General features: G+C 68.4%; 13 protein-coding genes. 7 read left to right on the top strand and 6 right to left on the bottom strand.

All coding sequences use genetic code 11. The features are described from left to right. Window positions 1-872 precede the first annotated feature (872 nt). Complete coding sequence (locus ACZ56E_RS31570) at window positions 873-2,216, bottom strand: Fic family protein (RefSeq protein WP_471219380.1); 1,344 nt, start codon at window positions 2,214-2,216, stop codon at window positions 873-875. A 683-nt stretch (window positions 2,217-2,899) separates the two neighbouring features. Between ACZ56E_RS31570 and ACZ56E_RS31565 the strand changes: the two genes are divergently transcribed. Further along, window positions 2,900-3,472 (top strand): HNH endonuclease, encoded by a 573-nt coding sequence (locus tag ACZ56E_RS31565; RefSeq protein ID WP_471219379.1) that lies wholly within the window; start codon window positions 2,900-2,902, stop codon window positions 3,470-3,472. Window positions 3,473-3,959: 487 nt separating this feature from the next. Here the strand turns inward: ACZ56E_RS31565 and ACZ56E_RS31560 are convergent, their stop codons facing one another. From ACZ56E_RS31560 to ACZ56E_RS31550, 3 genes are all read right to left on the bottom strand, one after another. Further along, window positions 3,960-4,655 carry a hypothetical protein gene (locus tag ACZ56E_RS31560; RefSeq protein ID WP_471219377.1) on the bottom strand — a complete coding sequence of 232 codons (696 nt, stop codon included), beginning with the start codon at window positions 4,653-4,655 and terminating at the stop codon, window positions 3,960-3,962. A gap of 123 nt (window positions 4,656-4,778) precedes the next feature. After that, window positions 4,779-6,005, bottom strand: coding sequence for a helix-turn-helix domain-containing protein (locus ACZ56E_RS31555; RefSeq protein ID WP_471219375.1), 1,227 nt, complete (start codon window positions 6,003-6,005; stop codon window positions 4,779-4,781). Window positions 6,006-6,559: 554 nt separating this feature from the next. Further along, complete coding sequence (locus ACZ56E_RS31550) at window positions 6,560-6,904, bottom strand: DUF6247 family protein (protein ID WP_471219373.1); 345 nt, start codon at window positions 6,902-6,904, stop codon at window positions 6,560-6,562. A gap of 190 nt (window positions 6,905-7,094) precedes the next feature. Here ACZ56E_RS31550 and ACZ56E_RS31545 point away from each other — a divergent pair, with 190 nt between their 5' ends. Next, complete coding sequence (locus ACZ56E_RS31545; RefSeq protein ID WP_471219371.1) at window positions 7,095-7,856, top strand: DUF4232 domain-containing protein; 762 nt, start codon at window positions 7,095-7,097, stop codon at window positions 7,854-7,856. A 273-nt stretch (window positions 7,857-8,129) separates the two neighbouring features. Here ACZ56E_RS31545 and ACZ56E_RS31540 read toward each other — a convergent pair whose 3' ends face one another. Continuing rightward, complete coding sequence (locus ACZ56E_RS31540; RefSeq protein ID WP_471219369.1) at window positions 8,130-9,383, bottom strand: MFS transporter; 1,254 nt, start codon at window positions 9,381-9,383, stop codon at window positions 8,130-8,132. Between the two features lie 73 nt (window positions 9,384-9,456). Next, window positions 9,457-9,936: an SDR family NAD(P)-dependent oxidoreductase gene (locus ACZ56E_RS31535; RefSeq protein ID WP_471219367.1), complete on the bottom strand. Its 480-nt coding sequence runs from the start codon at window positions 9,934-9,936 to the stop codon at window positions 9,457-9,459. A gap of 135 nt (window positions 9,937-10,071) precedes the next feature. On the opposite strand from ACZ56E_RS31535, the gene ACZ56E_RS31530 reads away from it, so the two are divergent. The 5 genes from ACZ56E_RS31530 (at window position 10,072) to ACZ56E_RS31510 (ending at window position 17,504) form a co-directional block, all read left to right on the top strand. After that, window positions 10,072-13,647 (top strand): AfsR/SARP family transcriptional regulator, encoded by a 3,576-nt coding sequence (locus ACZ56E_RS31530; RefSeq protein ID WP_471219365.1) that lies wholly within the window; start codon window positions 10,072-10,074, stop codon window positions 13,645-13,647. A 32-nt stretch (window positions 13,648-13,679) separates the two neighbouring features. Beyond that, window positions 13,680-15,407 (top strand): serine/threonine-protein kinase, encoded by a 1,728-nt coding sequence (locus ACZ56E_RS31525; RefSeq protein WP_471219363.1) that lies wholly within the window; start codon window positions 13,680-13,682, stop codon window positions 15,405-15,407. Window positions 15,408-15,492: 85 nt separating this feature from the next. Next, window positions 15,493-15,858, top strand: coding sequence for a PH domain-containing protein (locus tag ACZ56E_RS31520; RefSeq protein WP_398302040.1), 366 nt, complete (start codon window positions 15,493-15,495; stop codon window positions 15,856-15,858). A gap of 83 nt (window positions 15,859-15,941) precedes the next feature. After that, the gene (locus ACZ56E_RS31515) at window positions 15,942-16,448 is read left to right on the top strand and encodes a hypothetical protein (RefSeq protein ID WP_471219361.1); all 507 of its coding nucleotides are present in this window, start codon (window positions 15,942-15,944) and stop codon (window positions 16,446-16,448) included. 111 nt (window positions 16,449-16,559) lie between these two features. Next, window positions 16,560-17,504 carry an SGNH/GDSL hydrolase family protein gene (locus tag ACZ56E_RS31510; RefSeq protein WP_471219359.1) on the top strand — a complete coding sequence of 315 codons (945 nt, stop codon included), beginning with the start codon at window positions 16,560-16,562 and terminating at the stop codon, window positions 17,502-17,504. Window positions 17,505-17,594 lie beyond the last annotated feature (90 nt).

The following is a 17,594-nucleotide window of genomic DNA, read 5'->3' as shown; positions in this document are numbered from 1 at the left end:
CGCTTCTCCTGCACCCGCACGAGAAAATGCACGACTCAGAGGAGTTTCAATCCCTCAATGAATCCTTTTGGGCCTGGTTCACGACAGTCCAAGAGTGGGCGGCAGCCTGGTGCGCGGTTCCTCTAGGGAATTTCGACGACTCGCATAACTCGGCGGTTCACATCGCCATGGGTGAGAATTACCTGACGGGCGGCGGCACACTAATGAGAACCGTCTTTATCGAAAAAAATCCACTCACTCGAACACAGTTGGCCAACATTCTACGTCGCGCATCTCGCGGAGACCGTCTTCCCACCGAGCACCAACTCCTACTGTCTGCCGTCGACGCGCAACTCGGAAAGAATTTGCGCCGAGCGGTTATCGATGCCGCAACAGCAGCGGAAGTGGCTCTGGCTTCCTACATCGCTGACAGCCTCTCCGCCAATGGCCTAGGGCAGGGTTTCATTGACGAAATGATCAAGGATGTTAACGGAGTAACGAACTTGCACGCGCTATGCACCAAACTTGGCGGAGACCCAGGAGTTTCCAAGAGTAGGATCTCGCAGGAACTCGCTAATGTCAGGAACCGTGCGGCACACGCGGGCCACACACCAACCCTGCAAGAGGCAACCGCCGCTAGAGAACACGCCGTGACAGTAGTCCGAGCGCTCCGGCCTCTTCCGTCCCCTTAGGGTCGGTTGCCTAACGGCGCAGGGCGGTACCAGAACCGTGCCAGGTTGAGCGGGGAACCGCAGGGCAACGGGCCGTCGGGCCAGGTCCAGGCAGCCCATCTCCCGCTAGATCACCCGAGCTTCCCAAACTGATGACCCCAGCACCTCTGCCTGAGTAGCCGACCCGTCAAGTGATGGATTCCCTGGGTCGCCAAGCGAATCTTAAGACGCGAGCTCACCTGTCAAGATTCTCGCTGCTTCCGAAATGCTTTTTTCCTCTATGTCGTAGCCTCGACGAAGCAAAACTGTATCAGCCTCCATAGGCCGCAAGACAATCTCTTCCACGGGCCCTTCATTAAATCGCAGCGGGCGATATGGGTGAACAGCCTCGGGATTGTCGTCTCGCACAGAAAGAAAAATTGACGGATACCGTTTCGCCGAACCATCAAGGTCACGCAGGACCTCGCTCTTAAATCCGTACCAAAGGAGCCACTTTGGCGCCCGGTCTCCATCTAGCACCTTCCCAAACCAAGAATTACCCTCAGAGTCAAGATCCTCCAGCAAGGCATACGAGCTCAAGTCCGGGTTCCCTTGCAGCAGTATGGACCATCCTCGGGCCCTGAATGCATCCGACAGCGCCTTGAAAAACTGATCTGGAAGGATCTTCCAGAGATCAAACCTGTCTCTCACGGTGGACAACAGGCGGTCCTTAACGATTTCCCGGACGTAGTCCGGGCGCGACATGAGCCGAACCGTGCGATTCAGCACGAGAACAAACAAGTCGTAGAGCGGCAACATGTCACCCTCGTCGCTTCGCGCCAGAGCGTCATAATACTGTCCGCGGTCTACTCCCGAACGCACCAAAAGAGGCGGGAATCCGTTCCGCGCCAAGGACATATTCGCAAGTAGGCGAGCCATTCGGCCGTTTCCATCCTCGAATGGATGAATATGTGTGAGCCAGGCGTGAACAACTGTAGCCTCCAAGGCCGGATTCACGTCGCATTGCTGCCACCAGTCGGAGAGCTGACGCATATGAATGGGAACTTCCCAGGGAGCAGAGGTGCGATGTTTGGTGCCGCCGATTTCATTTTCTACCTCCTTATACCGGCCGGCATACGATTCCCCGCTAGCGATTAGCTCATGCAGCGAGCGCATCTCAAACTCACGCGGCCTCACAGAGCCGCGCGCCCATTCATCTGCGATTTCGTGTGCCTTATAAAGCCCGAGCGCCTCGTAGACTTTCGGATCTTGCCTAACCGCCTGCATCAAGGAACCCACAGGCCCCTGCAGAAGTTCCCTGTACGTGAGAGCTACTTCGTTGACCTGTCCGTAAGTCCAGTCATAGCCTTCGATGCGATTACTCTCCGCGACGATTCGAGTCCTGATTGCGCGGACATAGGGCTCGAACATCTCTTGCCCTTCGAGCGCGATGCGCTCCTGCACGGCAATCGACTTCTCCCGTGAGCGGGTTGCCTTTTCTTCGACGATTCTGAAACGAGAAATCGCAGTCTCATCGGCGGAAATCAAGTACGGGGTGCCTGCGAAGATGTCATCAACCTCTCCCATGAGCCAACCGTACGGGCTGGAAGGCGCAAAGGTAGGCTTTCAGTCAATCCTGGCCATCAAGAAGGGCTGTGCCTGACGAACCCCGCACCGGACCGCGTGGTAGGTGTCAGCTCACCTGGCCCGGCTCGAACGGGCTTGTCCCCTCCACACAGGTGAGACGCACACCAACCCCAAGGCCAGACGGCCACCCAAGTCGCATCGGGACGAAGCAGTCGCCCACTAAAGTGCACTGCATGGCCAACGACTCGCCAGCCTCCCCCAACTGCGGCGAGACGATGAAGTCCTGCGGCCTGATGCTCTCGCGGTGCGAGGATGACGGTCGGCGGGTCTGTCGGGCACTCTGGAGGTGTGCTGGCGACCACGTCTGGTGGCGCTGGGCCGACCAGGCCGGATGAGCCGGCCACCGTCTGCCCCGTGCCGGAGCTGTTCGGTTGACATCCACGGCCCCGCACAGTGGCAACACGCACCAGATTCTTGCGGCACCGGAGCGCGAAGAACGCCCCGCTCACGTCGAGGGAAGATCGAACTCCTAATGCGGTGGTCGGCTGACATGTGATGCCCTCTCGCTGGTCCTCACCGACCGCTCCACAATTGCGCCTCAAGTGGCGGTTCAACCCAGATCCAGATCTGCACAGACTCCCATGCAAGCGCTCCAGAACCGGCACTTGCGTATGGTCTCAGGCATGGCTCAGGACCGACCAGATATCCCAGCCGCTCTGAAGCGGGCCGTGCTTGTTGAGGCTGGCCACCGATGCGCCATCCCCACATGTCGGCAGACTCCCGTTGAACTAGCGCACATCACGCCCTGGGCAAAGGTCAAGGAACATACATTCGGCAACTTGATCCCACTCTGCCCGACTTGTCACACGCGATACGACAGTGGCGATATCGACCGATTGTCAATGCGGCAATATAAGGCAAACCTGGAAATCCTGAATCAACGGTATACCGAAACCGAGCGTCAACTTTTGAAGACATTCCTGCGAAAGTGGCAGATGTTGACCGAGGCGGGCGAGGGGAGCAATCGGCAGCATGAATTCATTTCACATGCGGGAATAAGACCGCAATTTACCCAATTCGGCGGCATTCAGATACACCAAGCCATGTGGTGGATGATTGCGAACCTGCTTGAAGATGGGCTGATAGAGACTACAGAGCTGTGGCCAGGGCTGAGGCAGTCAGAAACAGTGGCACTCGCCTTGACGAAGGATGGCGCCGCATTCCTGAAGCGCTGGGCGAACGCCGAGCCCCTGTGACCGATGCCCTCAGACATGATCCATAGGGCTGTAGGCATGGCCGGTGCTAACTGTCGTGGACTGACGTCCAGTCGAGGCTTGTTGAGGCCGTCGGCCGTCACCTGAGCGCGGGGATGCTGGGCCGTCCGTGGGCCGTCCGAGGTCGCTCAACAGCAGCCAATGACGACCGACGACGACCACCAAGCGGACGATCCCACCGCCCCTGAGCAGAGAAAACGCAGGTCATCAAGATCCCCGGCAAGACCCAGGGCAAGAAGAGGTACCGTCGAAGCCGGTTGCACGAGACCGTGCCAGATCCGTGCCAGGTTGGGCGGGGAACGGCGGGGCAACGGACCGTCGGCGTCGAGGGTCGTCAGGCCACTCCCCCGCAGTCAGACGCCCAACTCCCCCTAGAAAACCCGAGCTTCCCAAGCTGAGAGTGCGAGTTCGATTCTCGTCACCCGCTCTGCCGAACCCCCAGGTCATGGACCCGGGGGTTCTTTGTTGTCTACGCGGGTGGGCCGGCCCTTCGTACGGCCCGCAGTGCACGCCTCATCCGTTCCCCGTCAGCGCATGCGCCTGTCTCTGTCTGGCATGCGGGACAGTGATCCAGATGTGCCAGGTAGCTCTGGTAGACGAGCTCCACACGGCGGCGAGCTGTTGGGGCCGAGGGCGGCCCGCTCGTCACCGGGTCTCCGTCGTCCGCGCTCTGCCCGAGGCCGATGACGGCCGCCACGGTGGCGGGCTCGCACAGGTCGCCCTCGAAGCGCGGTCGCACGATCCAGTACGGGCCGGGCGGCTCCGTGCGGTCGAGCCTCGGCACGCCGAGGTAGGTTCCGCGGCTCAGCCGCGGTGCGTAGTCCTGGTGCTTCCACACCCGGCCGCGGCACGGCTTCATCAATGCGTAGTAGCTGCCGCCCAACGTGCGGCCGTCGTAGACGACAGGCCCTGCGATGAGCCAGGCGAGGCGAGTGGCGACCGCCTGCGGAGCGGTGACACCGACGGCCGCCTGCACAAGCGCCTCGGGAAGGCGGACCGCATCGAACCGGCCGCCGAGCGGCAACAGCGCCACACCGGATTCCGCCCACTCCCGGCAGGCCCGCTCGGGGGCGAGCCGGCTGTGCGCGAACCATGCGCTCAGGGTCGCGGCCGGGGCCGGGGCTGCGCTTTCGATGATCGGGGCTCGGCTGGTCTTGTCGGCCACGTCGACTCCTTACAGGTCGGCCGTGCCCGGGGACCGTTCACGCGACCGCCCGAGCGCTGACCCACTCATGGAATCGGCCCGCGACACAGCGTGACAGGGACGTGACGCCCTACTTTCGCAACGCTATTCGGCGACGCCCAGGAGCTCTGCCAACTGCCGGAGACCCGGCGGGTGATGAGGGAGCGCCCACAGATCACGCACGATGGCCACGGCCAGAGTGTGGTGCTGCATCCAAGAGGGCGCCACGCGGTGCAGCGACTCCAGAGCCTTCACCGCGCCGGCCGCATCGCCGAGGTCGGTGTGGGCCCGGGCCACATCCAACAACAGCCACGTCCGCCAGGACGCGGGAACGTCCTTGCCAAGACGCATGCCCTTGGCCAGCACCAGGGCTTCTTGCGGATGGCCGTACTGAACGGCCAGCCGCACGCGCTCGATACGAACCGACGACGGACTGAACACGCTGACCATCCGGCTGTCGCTGCCCGGCGGCAACTTGGCCACCCTCTTGGCCTCCTTCTCGGCGTGCTCCATCAACTCAGCCGCTCGCTGGTAGTCGTTGCTGCGCGCGGCGGATGTGGCCGCAGACATGGTCAACGCGCCCCAGACCTTCAACCCATCGGCAGTCTCCGTATAACCACCAGCAGTGATGGCGTCCGCAGCCCGCAGGGCAACGCTCAGGGCATCACCGAGTCGGCCTTGCCGCTGATACGTCCACGCGACGGAGTTGACGATTATGGGCCGCAGCAAGGGATCGGCGGAGCGGTCCGCCGCGTCGATGGCCCGCTCCAGACTGATGAGCGCGAGGTCGGTCTTCCCCATCCGCACGGCAACGTGCCCAGCAAGCTGAAGAACCTTCCCCAACGCCGCAAACCCACCGCTCCGGCCACCCCCCACCCCACCCCCATCACCCAATAAACAGGCAGCCCGCGCATCCGCGATCATGTCGGGCAGCGCCTTCATCACGGTGTCGAACTCGGCCGCGTGGTACTGCGTCCACCCCTCCGCGATCTGCTCGCGCAGGACGTCGAGCGAGAAGCCGGGCCCAGGCGGCTCGGGCTCCGGCCCCCCGAGCGCCGGCATGATGGCGCGCCGCACCGCCACGAAGCGGGGCCCGTCGTTCTCCCCCGTGGAGGAGACGGCAGGGGGATCCCCGAGAAGCGTCGTCAGCTCCACACCGAGCCCGTTCGCCAGCGCGTGCAACGTGGGCAACCGTGCCGAATGCTTCCGCCGCTGCTCAAGCTGCCGAATCACGTCCACACACACGCCGGAACGCTCAGCCAACTCCTCCTGCGTCAACGACGCCAACCGCCGCAGCCGCCGCAAATTCCGCCCCAAGTCATCGTCTCCCACGCAGTCAAGGTACGCCGCGCCCCAACGGGGCGGAGCACTGCGGGTTTTGGGGGCGCGATGGTTACCAAATAGCCCGCCGACTGCCCCATGAGGTCGCAAGAGTCAGCTGTGGTCCGCCGAACCGCAAGCGCCCGGGGCGGGCCGGACCTCACCTGGACGCTCCGCCAGGTGGGCCTCCTGGCTGCGCCGCCGCCCGCCCATTGTGGATAGCCCCAGGGCACATGAGGCGAGCACCCGACAACGCGGCCCATGGCATCGAGGCCGTTCGTAAAGCGGCGCGCTCCACCTGGACGCCATGAATAGTGCCCGCTCCACAGCCGTGTGAGTCGACGGCGGCCGGGATGAGAGTTGGGGAGAGGGGTGGGTTGGGGTGGCATGAATGCGGGAGAGCGATGTTCACAATCGTCGCTGTCGGTACCACCGTGAGTTGGCAGGCAGCGATGACGCCACCTGCGCCACGGCAACTTGTGGTGCTTGCTCGGGCAAGGCGTCGCGTACGGCTTGGGCTTGGACGGGGCAGGCCTTGCCAGGCTGGCCCATGGACGTGCCGTCGCTCAGCGGGCGGGCGCCGTGCGGGCAGCCAGGTGCCGGATGTTGGACGCTTCCTCCAGGAGCTTTCTGGCTTCGGCGAGGTCGGTGGTTTCGGTGGCACGCGCTTCGAGGTCGGCCAGGTGGGCGTCGAGGTACGGGTCGCGGGCGATGGCGTACTCGCCCCACCAGCGAGCCATGAACGCCGGTACGGGATCGAGGTCGAACGTGGCAGCGATCGCCCGATTCCAATGCGCGTCAAAGTCAGCGAGCAGCTGCGGAGCGTGCCGAGCGATTGCCTGTCGAAGTGCCTTGGGGGTTCTATCCGGCATGGGAGGGATGCCGGACGGATCGGTAGCGGCAATGGTCATGCTTTGTCCTCCGTCGGCCTCACCTCTGAGCCTTCCCCGGGCGCCCTCACGCTAGGGCAGTTGGCGGCGGAGTCCAACGACGTCGTCTTGACGCGCTGCGTACGCATGCCCTTGGTTCGCCACGAGGGTGCGGCAGTCGGGCGTCAGTGGGGCGGCAGTGGGACGTTAGCGGGGGTCGGCAGAGTGGGGGATGTCAGCAGGTCAGGCGGTGGGTTTCGTTGGCCGGGCTGTTGGCGTGTCAGCATTCGCGTTTCATTTCGGGGGACATCCCATGCGTACGTTTCGTAGCACCACCGTTCTTGCCGCTGCCGGTGCGGCCGTCTTTGCTCTCTCCCTCACCGCCTGTGGCGGGGGTGGCTCCGACACGAAGTCCGCTGGGTCGACGGGTAGTGAAAGCACCGTCTCCGTCGGTGGGTCCGAGGGGGATGGGGCGGCGGCTGACTCCGACGGAGAGTCGGGGCAGGCCGCGAAGGGTGGGGTCGGGGCCAAGGCCACCGTCGCCGCCGGTCGTGGCGATGGAGGGGCCGGTGCTGCACCCGTCTGCACCACCAAAGACGTCAGCATCAGCGCCGCCCGTCACGGTGGTCCTCCCTACACCCACATCGTGCTGACCGCGAAGAACACCTCGGGGCACAGCTGCAAGATGACCGGCTTCCCTGAGATCCAGTTCCTGGAGAGTCACAAGCAGAACGTGCCTGCCGTTGCCAAGAGCAAGCCCGCCAGCCTCGTGGTCCTGAAGGCCGGCGCCCCCGCGTACGCCCTGGTCAAGGTGTCGGACGGTGGTGTCGACGAGAGCAACGAGCCCGTCTCCGGGTTCTCCGTGACGCTGCAGGGCGGGGGTGGCATGGCCGCCGTCACCGCGCCGGGCAGCGGGGGCATCGCCGTCGACCCGGCGAAGGCGCTGACCGGCTTCTGGACGTACGAGCTGCGCAACGGCGCCGACGACTTCTGAGGGAGTCGTCCGGGCCCTCGCGGGTCCTACAGTCTCCCGGCGAGGCGGGCGAGGACAGTCGCCTCTTCGGTGCCTTCCCCCGCACCGAAGATGTGACCCACCAGGTCTGTCTCGCCGGGTGTTCTCTAGTCGGACGAGCTGGTCGCGCCGGACGCGGTGTTGTTGCTTCGGGCGCTTCGCTTTACCGCCGCGGTGACCAGTTCCGCTGAGGCCGTCGTCGCCCTTGCCACGCCGTGGACCCAGCGGGGGCCGCCGCGGGCCGCCCAGCCGGAATCAGGGCCTGCCGGGGAATCCGTGCCTGCGGGCCGCCGTCACCACCAGCAGGACCGGGGCCAGGAGCAGCAGGATCGTCCAGGGGAAGGACGCGGTGCCGACCAGGCCGAGCAGGATGCCGCCGAAGACGCCGCCGCCCGCCATGGCCACGTTCCAGAGGGTGACGAGCATGGCCTGGGCCGCGTCCGCCGCGTCGCCGGCCGCGTCGCCCGCGGCGGTCTGGAGCAGAGTCGGGGCGCCGCCCCAGCCCAGGCCCCACAGCGTCACGGCGACGTATACGAGTGCCGGGGTGTCGGAGAAGACGGCCAGTACGGCCGCCGCTACGCCGACCAGGACCACGCTCGCCAGCGTCAGTGCGCGCAGCCTGCGGTGGATCAGTGCGCCCACGATCCAGATGCTGAGGAGAGACGCGGCGCCGAAGACGAGAAGGACGACGTCGGTCGAACCGGCCATGCCCAGTTCGTCCAGGAACGCGGCGATGTACGTGTAGAGGACCGTGTGCGCCAGGACGAAGACCAGGGTGACGAAGAGGACCGGCGTCACGCCGGGCACGCGCAAGGTGTGCAGCATTGAGGGCTTGGTGATGTCGCCGCGAGTCTTTCGCCCAGTGTGCGTCTGCTGCGGCTGCCCGGGGTAGTCGGGGACGAGTGTCGCTATCCAGGCCAGCAAGAGCACCGTCAGGCCCGTCATGGCGAGGAACGCGACCTGCCAGCTGAGCGCCTTGCCCAGGAACGTTCCGGCCGGCACGCCCAGTGACAGCGCGACCGGGATGCCCGCCATGGCGATGGCGATCGCCTTGCCCTGGAGGTGGGGCGGCGCCATGCGGCGGGCGTAACCGGCGAGCAGCGCCCAGGCCAGCCCCGCGGCGACACCGGCGACGAAACGGGCCGTCATCGTGAGGGGGTAGTTCGTCGAGAGTGCGGTGACGGTGTTGGCGGCGGCGAAGCCCGCCATCGCGGTCAGCAGCAGGCGCTTGCGGCGCCAGCCCGCGGTGGCGGCGGTCAGCGGTATCGCGGTGAGTGCGGTGCCGATCGCGTAGACGGTGACGGTCTGGCCGGTCGCCGACTCGCTTACGCCGAGATCGGCGCTCATCGCCGGCAACAGGCCCGCCGGCAGCGTCTCGGTGAGGCTGGTGATGAAGACGGCGGTGGCCAGGGCCAGGAGGGCCAGGAGGGGGAATTCTCTTTGCCCCTCCTGGGGGTGTGTTGGGGTGGATGCGGGGGTCGGAGTGGGTGTTGCTTCTGTTGTGCGCATGGTGGGTGTGGGGCCTTTCAGTGCGTGTGTGGGGTTCGGTGCGCGTACGCGGATGAGTTCGGGGGCGTCGGGCTCAGCCGTGGGGGGTGGCGGTGTGGGGTTTCGTTGCCAGGTGGAGTGCTAGGCCTGCTGTCTCGTCGGCCGGGGCGCGACAACGGGTCAGGGGTGCCAGGGAGTTGGCCGCCGGGTCGTCGGTCGAGCCGCCGGTGAGGACGACCGAGCCTCCTTCCCGTAGGAGATGGAGCAGTTCGGGGGCGGGCGGTTCGGGGAGGCCGTCGTCGGCGTGGATGAAGAGGAGGTCGATGCCGCCCAGGCGTTCCTGGATGGTGGAGGTGAGGGCTGTGGAAAACGCCGAGGACGACGAGGGTGTCGGCGCGGCGCGGATGACGTGGGCGCAGGAGCCCACCTCTGCGGCGGCCGCGGCTAGGTCCGCCTGGGGGCCGCCGGTCACCAGGACCTCGGCGCCGCCCTCGACCAGCCGCTTCGCGATGGCCAGGCCGAGGCCTGTGGCGCCACCGATGACTACCGCCTTCCTGCCTGCGTACTTGGGCATGTGTCCCCCTTCTTCTCCTGCCGTGCGGCGGTGCTGCGCCGTTCATGTGACGACTGTGCTCGCGGGCGCTTCGGGGCCGCTGATGATCCGCTGACGGGCGTTGTGGGGCGGTCGCCGGTGTGTACGGTGATCCACATGCGGTTCGGGGTGCTGGGGGCACTGGCGGTGTGGGACGGCGAGGGGGAGCCGGTCAAGGTCCCCGAGGCGAAGGTCAGGGCGCTGCTCGCCGACCTTCTCGTGCACGAGGGGCGGCCGGTCTCCGCCGACCGGCTCATCGACGACCTGTGGGGCGATGCGCCGCCGCGCAATCCCGCCAACGCCTTGCAGTCCAAGGTCTCCCAGCTGCGCCGCGCCCTCGGCCGTGATCGTGTGGAGTACCAGGCGCCCGGTTATCGGTTGCGTGTTGATGTGGCGGCCGGTGACGAGGTGGACGCGGACCGTTTCCGTTCTCTCGTCGAGGAGGCGCGTGGCGTGGCGGATGCGCGTGGGCGGGCTGATGTGCTGACTCGGGCGCTTGCGTTGTGGCGCGGGCCCGCGTACGCCGATCTCGCCGATGAGCCGTTCGTACGGGCGACAGCCGACCGGCTCGCCGAGCAGCGCCTCGCCGTGGTGGAGGAACAGGCGGAGGCACGGCTCGCAGCGGGCGAGCACACCTTGCTCACGGGTGAGTTGGCCGACCTCGTCACGCGGCATCCGCTTCGGGAACGGCTGCGGGGCGTGCAGATGCGTGCGCTGTACCTGGCGGGGCGCCAGAGTGAGGCCCTCGCCTCGTACGCGTCGCTACGACAGCAGTTGTCGGAGGAGCTTGGTCTCGACCCTGGCCCGGAGTTGGTGTCCCTGCACGAGGCGATACTCCGCCAGGAGCCGGGGTTGGGGGCGGGTGGTGGCGGTGGTAGTGGTGCTGCTGGCGGCGCTGGCTGGTTGAGGGCGGGGCCCGGTGGGGCGCCGGGTTCGGGCCTCGGCTCCGGGCTCGGTTCGGAATCGGGTGCCGGCCCCGGTTTCGGCCCGGGTTTCAGTATCGGTTCGGGCTCGGCTTCCGGTCTGGAGTCCGGTCTGGAGTCCGGTCTGGATTCCGGCGCGGGCTCCAGCCTCGGTTCCGGCCCGGGCTCAGGCCCGGGCCCCGGTCTCGGTTCGAGCCTGGGTACCGCTCCAGCTCCCTCGCCCGTAGTCGAGCCTCCCGTCGAACCCGTCGGCGTCCGCACCAACCTCCCCGCCCCCCTCACCGCGCTCGTCGGGCGGGAGCGGGCCGTGGCGGAGACCGGATCGCTTCTCGCCGCCGGGCGGCTCGTGACGCTCACCGGGTCCGGGGGTGTCGGTAAGACGCGGCTCGCGGTAGAGGTCGCGGGGCGGCAGGCGGGTGAGGTCGAGGGGCGCACCGCCTTCCCCGATGGCGTCTGGCTCGTCGAGTTTGCCGGGCTGCGGGGCGGGAGTGGCGTCGCCGACCTCGCTCAGGCCGTGGCCGGTGTCCTCGGCCTCCGGGACGACATGCCGTCGGGGCCGCCGGGCTCCGGCTCCACCGGGGGTGGCCTCCCAGCCCGACCCCCCGCCCCCACCCAACGCCTCGTCTCCGCGCTGCGCGACCGCCGAATGCTGCTCGTTCTCGACAACTGTGAGCAGGTCGTCGAGGAGGCCGCCGAGCTCACGGACACCTTGCTGCGTGCCGCGCCGGGGGTGCGCGTGCTGGTCACCAGTCAGGAGCCGTTGGGGCTCACCGGTGAGGCCGTGTTCCTGGTGGAGCCGCTGCCTGCCGCGGACGCGGTCAGCCTGTTCGTGGCACGTGCCCGTGCTGCGGCGCCCGGTTTCTCGCTCGCCCCCGGTGGCGCCGACGAGGCGGCCGTCGCGGAGATCTGCCGTCGTCTCGACGGCATCCCGCTCGCCCTCGAGCTTGCGGCGACGCGCGTACGTGCCCTTGGAGTGCGTGAGTTGGCCGATCGGCTCGGTGACCGCTTCCGGCTGCTCACCTCGGGGCAGCGTGGTGCCCCGGCCCGCCAGCAGACCCTGCGGGCGATGATCGACTGGAGCTGGGAGCTGCTCAGCGCGCCCGAACGCATCGTCCTGCGCCGCCTGGCCGTCCACCGCGACGGCTGCACGCTGGACGCGGCGGAGGCGGTGTGCGCGGGTGACGGGGTGACTCGCGACGAGGTCCTGGATCTGGTGACCCGCCTCGTCGACCGTTCGCTGGTCGTCATGGCGCCGGGACCCGCCGGGACCGGTCCGCGCTACCGGCTCCTGGAGTCCGTCTCCGCGTACGCCATGGAGCGGCTGCGCGAGATGGAGGATCTCGGTGGCGTACGTGAACGCCATCTTCGCCACTACCTGGACCTCGCCGAACGCGCCGAGCCGCACCTTCGCGGGGGCGAGCAGCGCGTGTGGCTCGACCTCCTCGACGCCGAGGCGGCGAACCTTCGCGGGGCGTTGGAGGAGGCGGTACGGCGGGATTCCGGGCGGCACGTGGGAGAAGCCGTGCGGCTTGGTGGCGCGCTCGGCTGGTGGTGGTTGTTGCGGGGGCGGCTGGCCGAGGCCCGGCGTTCGCTTTCCGCGGTGCTCGAGGCCGTGCCCGGCACCCACGGTACGGGTCCACTTCGGCTTCTTCGGAACGCGTTCGCCCTGTTGACCGGGGAGCGGGCGAACAGCCACCGGCTTCCACCAGACCACGTCCTCCACGGCGTCGACCACCACGACCTCGACCGCCCCGACGTCGACCACCCCAACGTCGACCTCCGCACCCTCTGGCTCTACGCCTACGGCCTCTTCAGCGCGGGTGAGCCCCTCGCGAGCGAGGAGGTCAACGCTCGGGTGCTCGTCCTCGCCGACGCCGCCGGCGACCGGTGGAGCACGGCCGCCGCGCTCGCCCTGCGCGCGATGCACGCGCTGATCCGGGGGGAGCTCGACACCGTCGGCGGCGACGGGGGCCGTGCGGCCCAGTTGTTCGGTGAGCTCGGCGACCGGTGGGGCGCCTTGCAGGCCGTCACACCTCTCGCCACCCTCGCCGAGATCCGGGGCGACTACGACGAAGCCGCCCGCCGCCAGCAGGAGGGCCTCGGCATCGCCCGGGAGCTCGGGCTCCGGGCCGAGGTCGCCGCGCGGCTCTCCGGGCTCGGCCGGCTGGCCCTGCTCACGCGCGACTGGGAGCGGGCGCGCGAACTCCACGAGGAGGCGCGGCTGTTGGCCGTCGAGTACGGTTACCGGTACGGGGAGATCCACGCCGAGATGGGACTCGCACTCGGGGCGCGCCGCGTCGGCGACCTCGCCACAGCCGAGACGTATCTGCAGCGCATCCGCGACCGCCACGCCGACGTATCCTCACCGGCCGGCGATCACCTGCACCACGCCGAGCTGGGCTTCATCGCCGAGCTGCGCGGGGACGGGGCCGGCGCCGAGGCCCACCACCTGCGCGGCCTCCGCACCGCCCGTCTGCTCGCCGAGCCGCGCGCCATCGCCCTCTCCCTGGAGGGGCTTGCGGGTGCGGCGGCCGTATCCGGCGCGGCGGAGCGCGCCGCCCTGCTGCTGGGTGCGGCGGACGCGGCCCGCAGGAGCGTGGGGGCACCCCTCCCACCCGCCGAACGCGGCGATGTCGACCGGATCGCAGCCTCGGCGAAGGCTGCCCTGGGAGAGGCCGCCTTCGGTGTCGCGTTCACGCGCGGCGCTCAGCGCGACCCGGCTCGGTTGCCGGTCGACCCGGGCAACTCGGGCCCGACCGCCCGCCCGTAGAGATCATCCGGCTCGTACGGCACCCTTGTGCCGTGGATGCGCTCAGGCCTCAGGACCCGCAGTCGATCGGTCGGCACACCCTTGTCGCGCGCCTCGGCGCGGGCGGCATGGGGCAGGTCTACCTCGGGCGGTCGCCCGGTGGGCGGCTCGTGGCCATCAAGGTGATCAAGGACGAGATCACCGATCATCCCGAGGCCCTCGCGCGGTTCCGGCGCGAGGTCGAGACCGTACGGGTCGTCCGCAGCGCCTACACCGCCCAGTTGATCGACGCCTCGCTCGACGCGGCCCCTTACTGGCTCGCCACCGAGTATGTGAAGGGGCCGACCCTCGGCTCCGCCGTCGCCGAGCGCGGGCCGTTGCCCGCCGACACCTGCCGCAAGCTGTTCGCCGCGCTGGCCGAGGGGCTCGCCGCAGTGCACGCGTACGGCATCACCCACCGCGACCTGAAACCGCAGAACGTCATCCTCGGCGGTCAGGGCCCGCAGCTCATCGACTTCGGCATCGCGCGCGGGGACGGACACACGGCGCTGACCGACACCGGTCTCGCTCCGGGCACACCCGGGTTCACCGCGCCGGAAGTGCTGATGCGCAATGAAGTCGGCCCGGCTGCCGATGTGTTCGCGCTGGGCGCGACGCTGGCGTACGCGGCCACGGGGCGGCCGCCGTTCGGTGCGGGCGCGGCGGCCGGGGTGAGCTACCGGGCCGTGCACGAGCCGGTCGACCTGGCCGGCGTCGAGCCGGGTCTCGCGGCCCTGATCGAGGCGTGCGTCGCCAAGTCGCCCGGCGAGCGGCCGACTTCGGCCGAGGTGATCGAGCGGTGTGCCGTACGGTCCGCGCTCGTGGACGACCCGGCGTACGCGGCCCTCGCCGACGCCCCCTCCACTTCTCCCTCGCCATCACCAGCTCCCTCCCCCTCCCCCTCCCCGGAAGCGTTCGCCCGCTTCCCTACGCAGCCCGCGTCCCCGCCCCCACCCCCGCGCCGGAAGCCGCACTGGTTCAAGCTCGCCGCGATCACGACAGCCGCCGCCGCTACGGCCGTCGCACTCACACTGGTCGTCACCCAGTTGCTGCCGGGCGACGGAGGCCGAGCCGAGAGCGGGAGCAAAGAGCCGGAGTCGGGGCGGGAGTCGGGATCTGGATCCGGGACCGGCTCCGGCTCCGGCTCCGGGTCCGACTCCGGGTCCGACTCCGGGTCCGGGTCCGGATCCGGGGCGGGCGATCAGGCGTCCAAGGGCGGCGCCCCCTCCCACATCAACGCCGACCGCATCAGCCGCGTCTTCTGGAACTCCGAAGAAGCCGCCTGCAACGTGCCCTCCGAAGTGCGCGGCCCCTCCGGCTTCCAGCGTTCCGTCGTGCCCGGACGGGACGGCACCGTGAAGATCGCTTTCCGCGACAAGTACGCCTTCAGCTCCTCCCGCGACAAGGCCGGAGAAGCCAAGAAGTATTACGTCGCCGTGACCGTCAAACCCCCGCACGACATCGATCCCGACACCGGCCGCCCCGTCGCGGGCCTCCCCACCGAGAACCGGGCCATGGGATACGCGAGCAAGCCCGTCGACCTGTACGGCGGCAAGGAACCCGACGACTGGAAGACCGCCACCTACCCGGACGACTTCGCGACCCGGATTCCTCAGGTGGGCACGAAGAAGGCGATCCCGACGGCCAACGACCCGGGCGACTGGGCGGTCGAGTTCCATGTGGTCCGGGCGCCCGACGACTACTCCAGCATCGACTGCACGGGGTTCACCGCCCCAGACTGACTGACCGGCACCTGAGCCGGGTGAGCAGAAAAGCGTCACCTATACAGTGACGGTTCATCGAAGTTGAGTGAGTGGGGGGCCTGACATGGCACTGTTCGGAAACGCGCACACCGTCGACCCGGCGAAGGCGCAGAGCGATTACGCGCGGCTGCTGGGGCACGGCGAGCAGGTGCACGCCGCGTACACGCTGATACGCGACACCATGCTGTTCACCGACCGTCGGCTGATCATGGTCGACAAGCAGGGGATCACCGGCAAGAAGGTCGAGTACCACTCGGTGCCGTACCGCAGCATCACGCACTTCGCGGTGGAGACTGCGGGGCACTTCGACCTCGACGCCGAGCTGAAGATCTGGATCTCCGGCAACCCGGCGCCGATGCAGAAGACGTTCACGAAGGGCGTCGACATCTATGAGGTGCAGGCGATCCTGACGCAGTACGTCGCGCGCTGAGCGATTCGGACCTTTCCGGCATGCGGCCTCCGCTTCGCTGATCTTCACTGGGGGGACCAGGTGGAGCGAGCTACGGAGGCGGCATGGCCAGGTACGAGTACAGATACGCGTCCGGGGTCGGGCCCGGTTTCAGGGCCGGGCGCAGGACACGTGGTCCGGCGGCCGCGGCGGTGTGCGCCGCGGCCCTCGCCCTCCTGACGGCGGGCTGCTCCGACGACGGCGGCACCGCCTCGGACGCGGCCAGCCGGGCGGCATCGGCGGTGGCCTCCGCGACCGCGCGGGCGGGCGAGAAGATCCACGAGATCAAGGGCGGCGTCGACGCCAAGGGCGACGTACGGCTCGGCGATCCGTCGACCGACAAGGACGGCCGCACCACCGTGAAGGTCACGGCCGACAACACCGCCGACTCCGCCAAGTCCTTCGCCGTCCAGGTCACCTTCAAGAATGCCGACGGCAAGCTTCTGGACACGGTCGTGACCAAGATTTCCGGTGTCCCCGCAGGTACGTCCAAGGACGCCACGGCCCGCAGCACTCACAAACTCGACGGCGACGGCGTGAAGGCCGACGTCACCACGGCTCTCCGCTACTGAAACGGCCCCGTCCGGCCCCACGGCTGTGGTTGGCATGCGGATGTCTTTCCTCCGCCTCCCGTGTGTGCTTGCCTGGTGGCCGTTTCGGCCGACTGGGGCGGGAGTTGCCGCATGCGGAAGCTGTGGAGCGCGGGGGTGCTGGCCGGCGTGCTGCTGTTGGGTGCGTGCGGCGATCCCGGATCGGGTTCCGGGGGCGCGGCACCGGCCGATGTGCCCGACGCGCCACCCGGCGCCGCGGCGCCCCGGGAGCCCTCGCCGTCCTCCACCACGCGGCAGCGTGCCGCGGAGAAGCCGCGGTCGAAGGCGCCAGAGGCCCCGAAGGCCCCGAGAGTCCTGTACCTGGGTGACTCCCTCGCCATGGAGAACCAGGACGTCCTCGGCGCGCAGCTCCGCGACGGCCTCCGCGCCCGCTACCGCAGCGCCCCGTACTCCGGCACCACCCTCTGCGACTACCTCGAAGGGACCGGCAAGGACTCCCTCGTACCGGACAAGGACAAGGCGGCCGCGCTGGTGCGGGCCGAGCGGCCGGACTATGTCGTCCTCCAGTTCTGGGGCAACGCGTGGGGCTACACGCCGTGCATGGACGGCATCACGTACGACAAACAGCGCGCGAAGTACTTCGACCGGTACGCCGCCGACGCGCGCCGGCTCGCCGCGCAGATCGACACCGCCGCCGGTGCCGGACGGACCCGCGTCGTGTGGGTGCTGCAGGGGCCCGACGCGATGACGCCCGACCGCGTGCGGCGCGTCAACGCCATCTACCGGGCGCAGGCGAAGGCGTCGGGCGGGCTCGTCGCCGACGCGGGGCGGACGGTCAGCCCGGCCTCCGGTCGCTACACGTGGGTCGAGAAGCTGCCCTGCACGGCGTACGAGACGCGGCACCCGGCGTACTGCACGGAGCCGGGCAGCGGCCGTGCGGCCATGCACCGCGGCGACGACTTCCTGCACTTCTGCCTGGCGCCGACCACGGCCAGGTCCCGGCCGTGCCCGGTGCGGTCGCCCGGCATCCGGCGGATGACGGCGGAGATCACCCGCGTCGTGGCCGCCGCCTCCTGACTGAGTGTTTCGCCCTGTGAGGTGTGTTTGATCCCGGGTTAGGTTCCGCGCCAGTTCAGGGTGCTTTCGCCGGTGAGGCGGCGGGTCATG

This window comes from Streptomyces sp. NPDC039480 (genome assembly GCF_055597165.1).
This window is presented reverse-complemented; position numbering and strand designations above follow the sequence as displayed.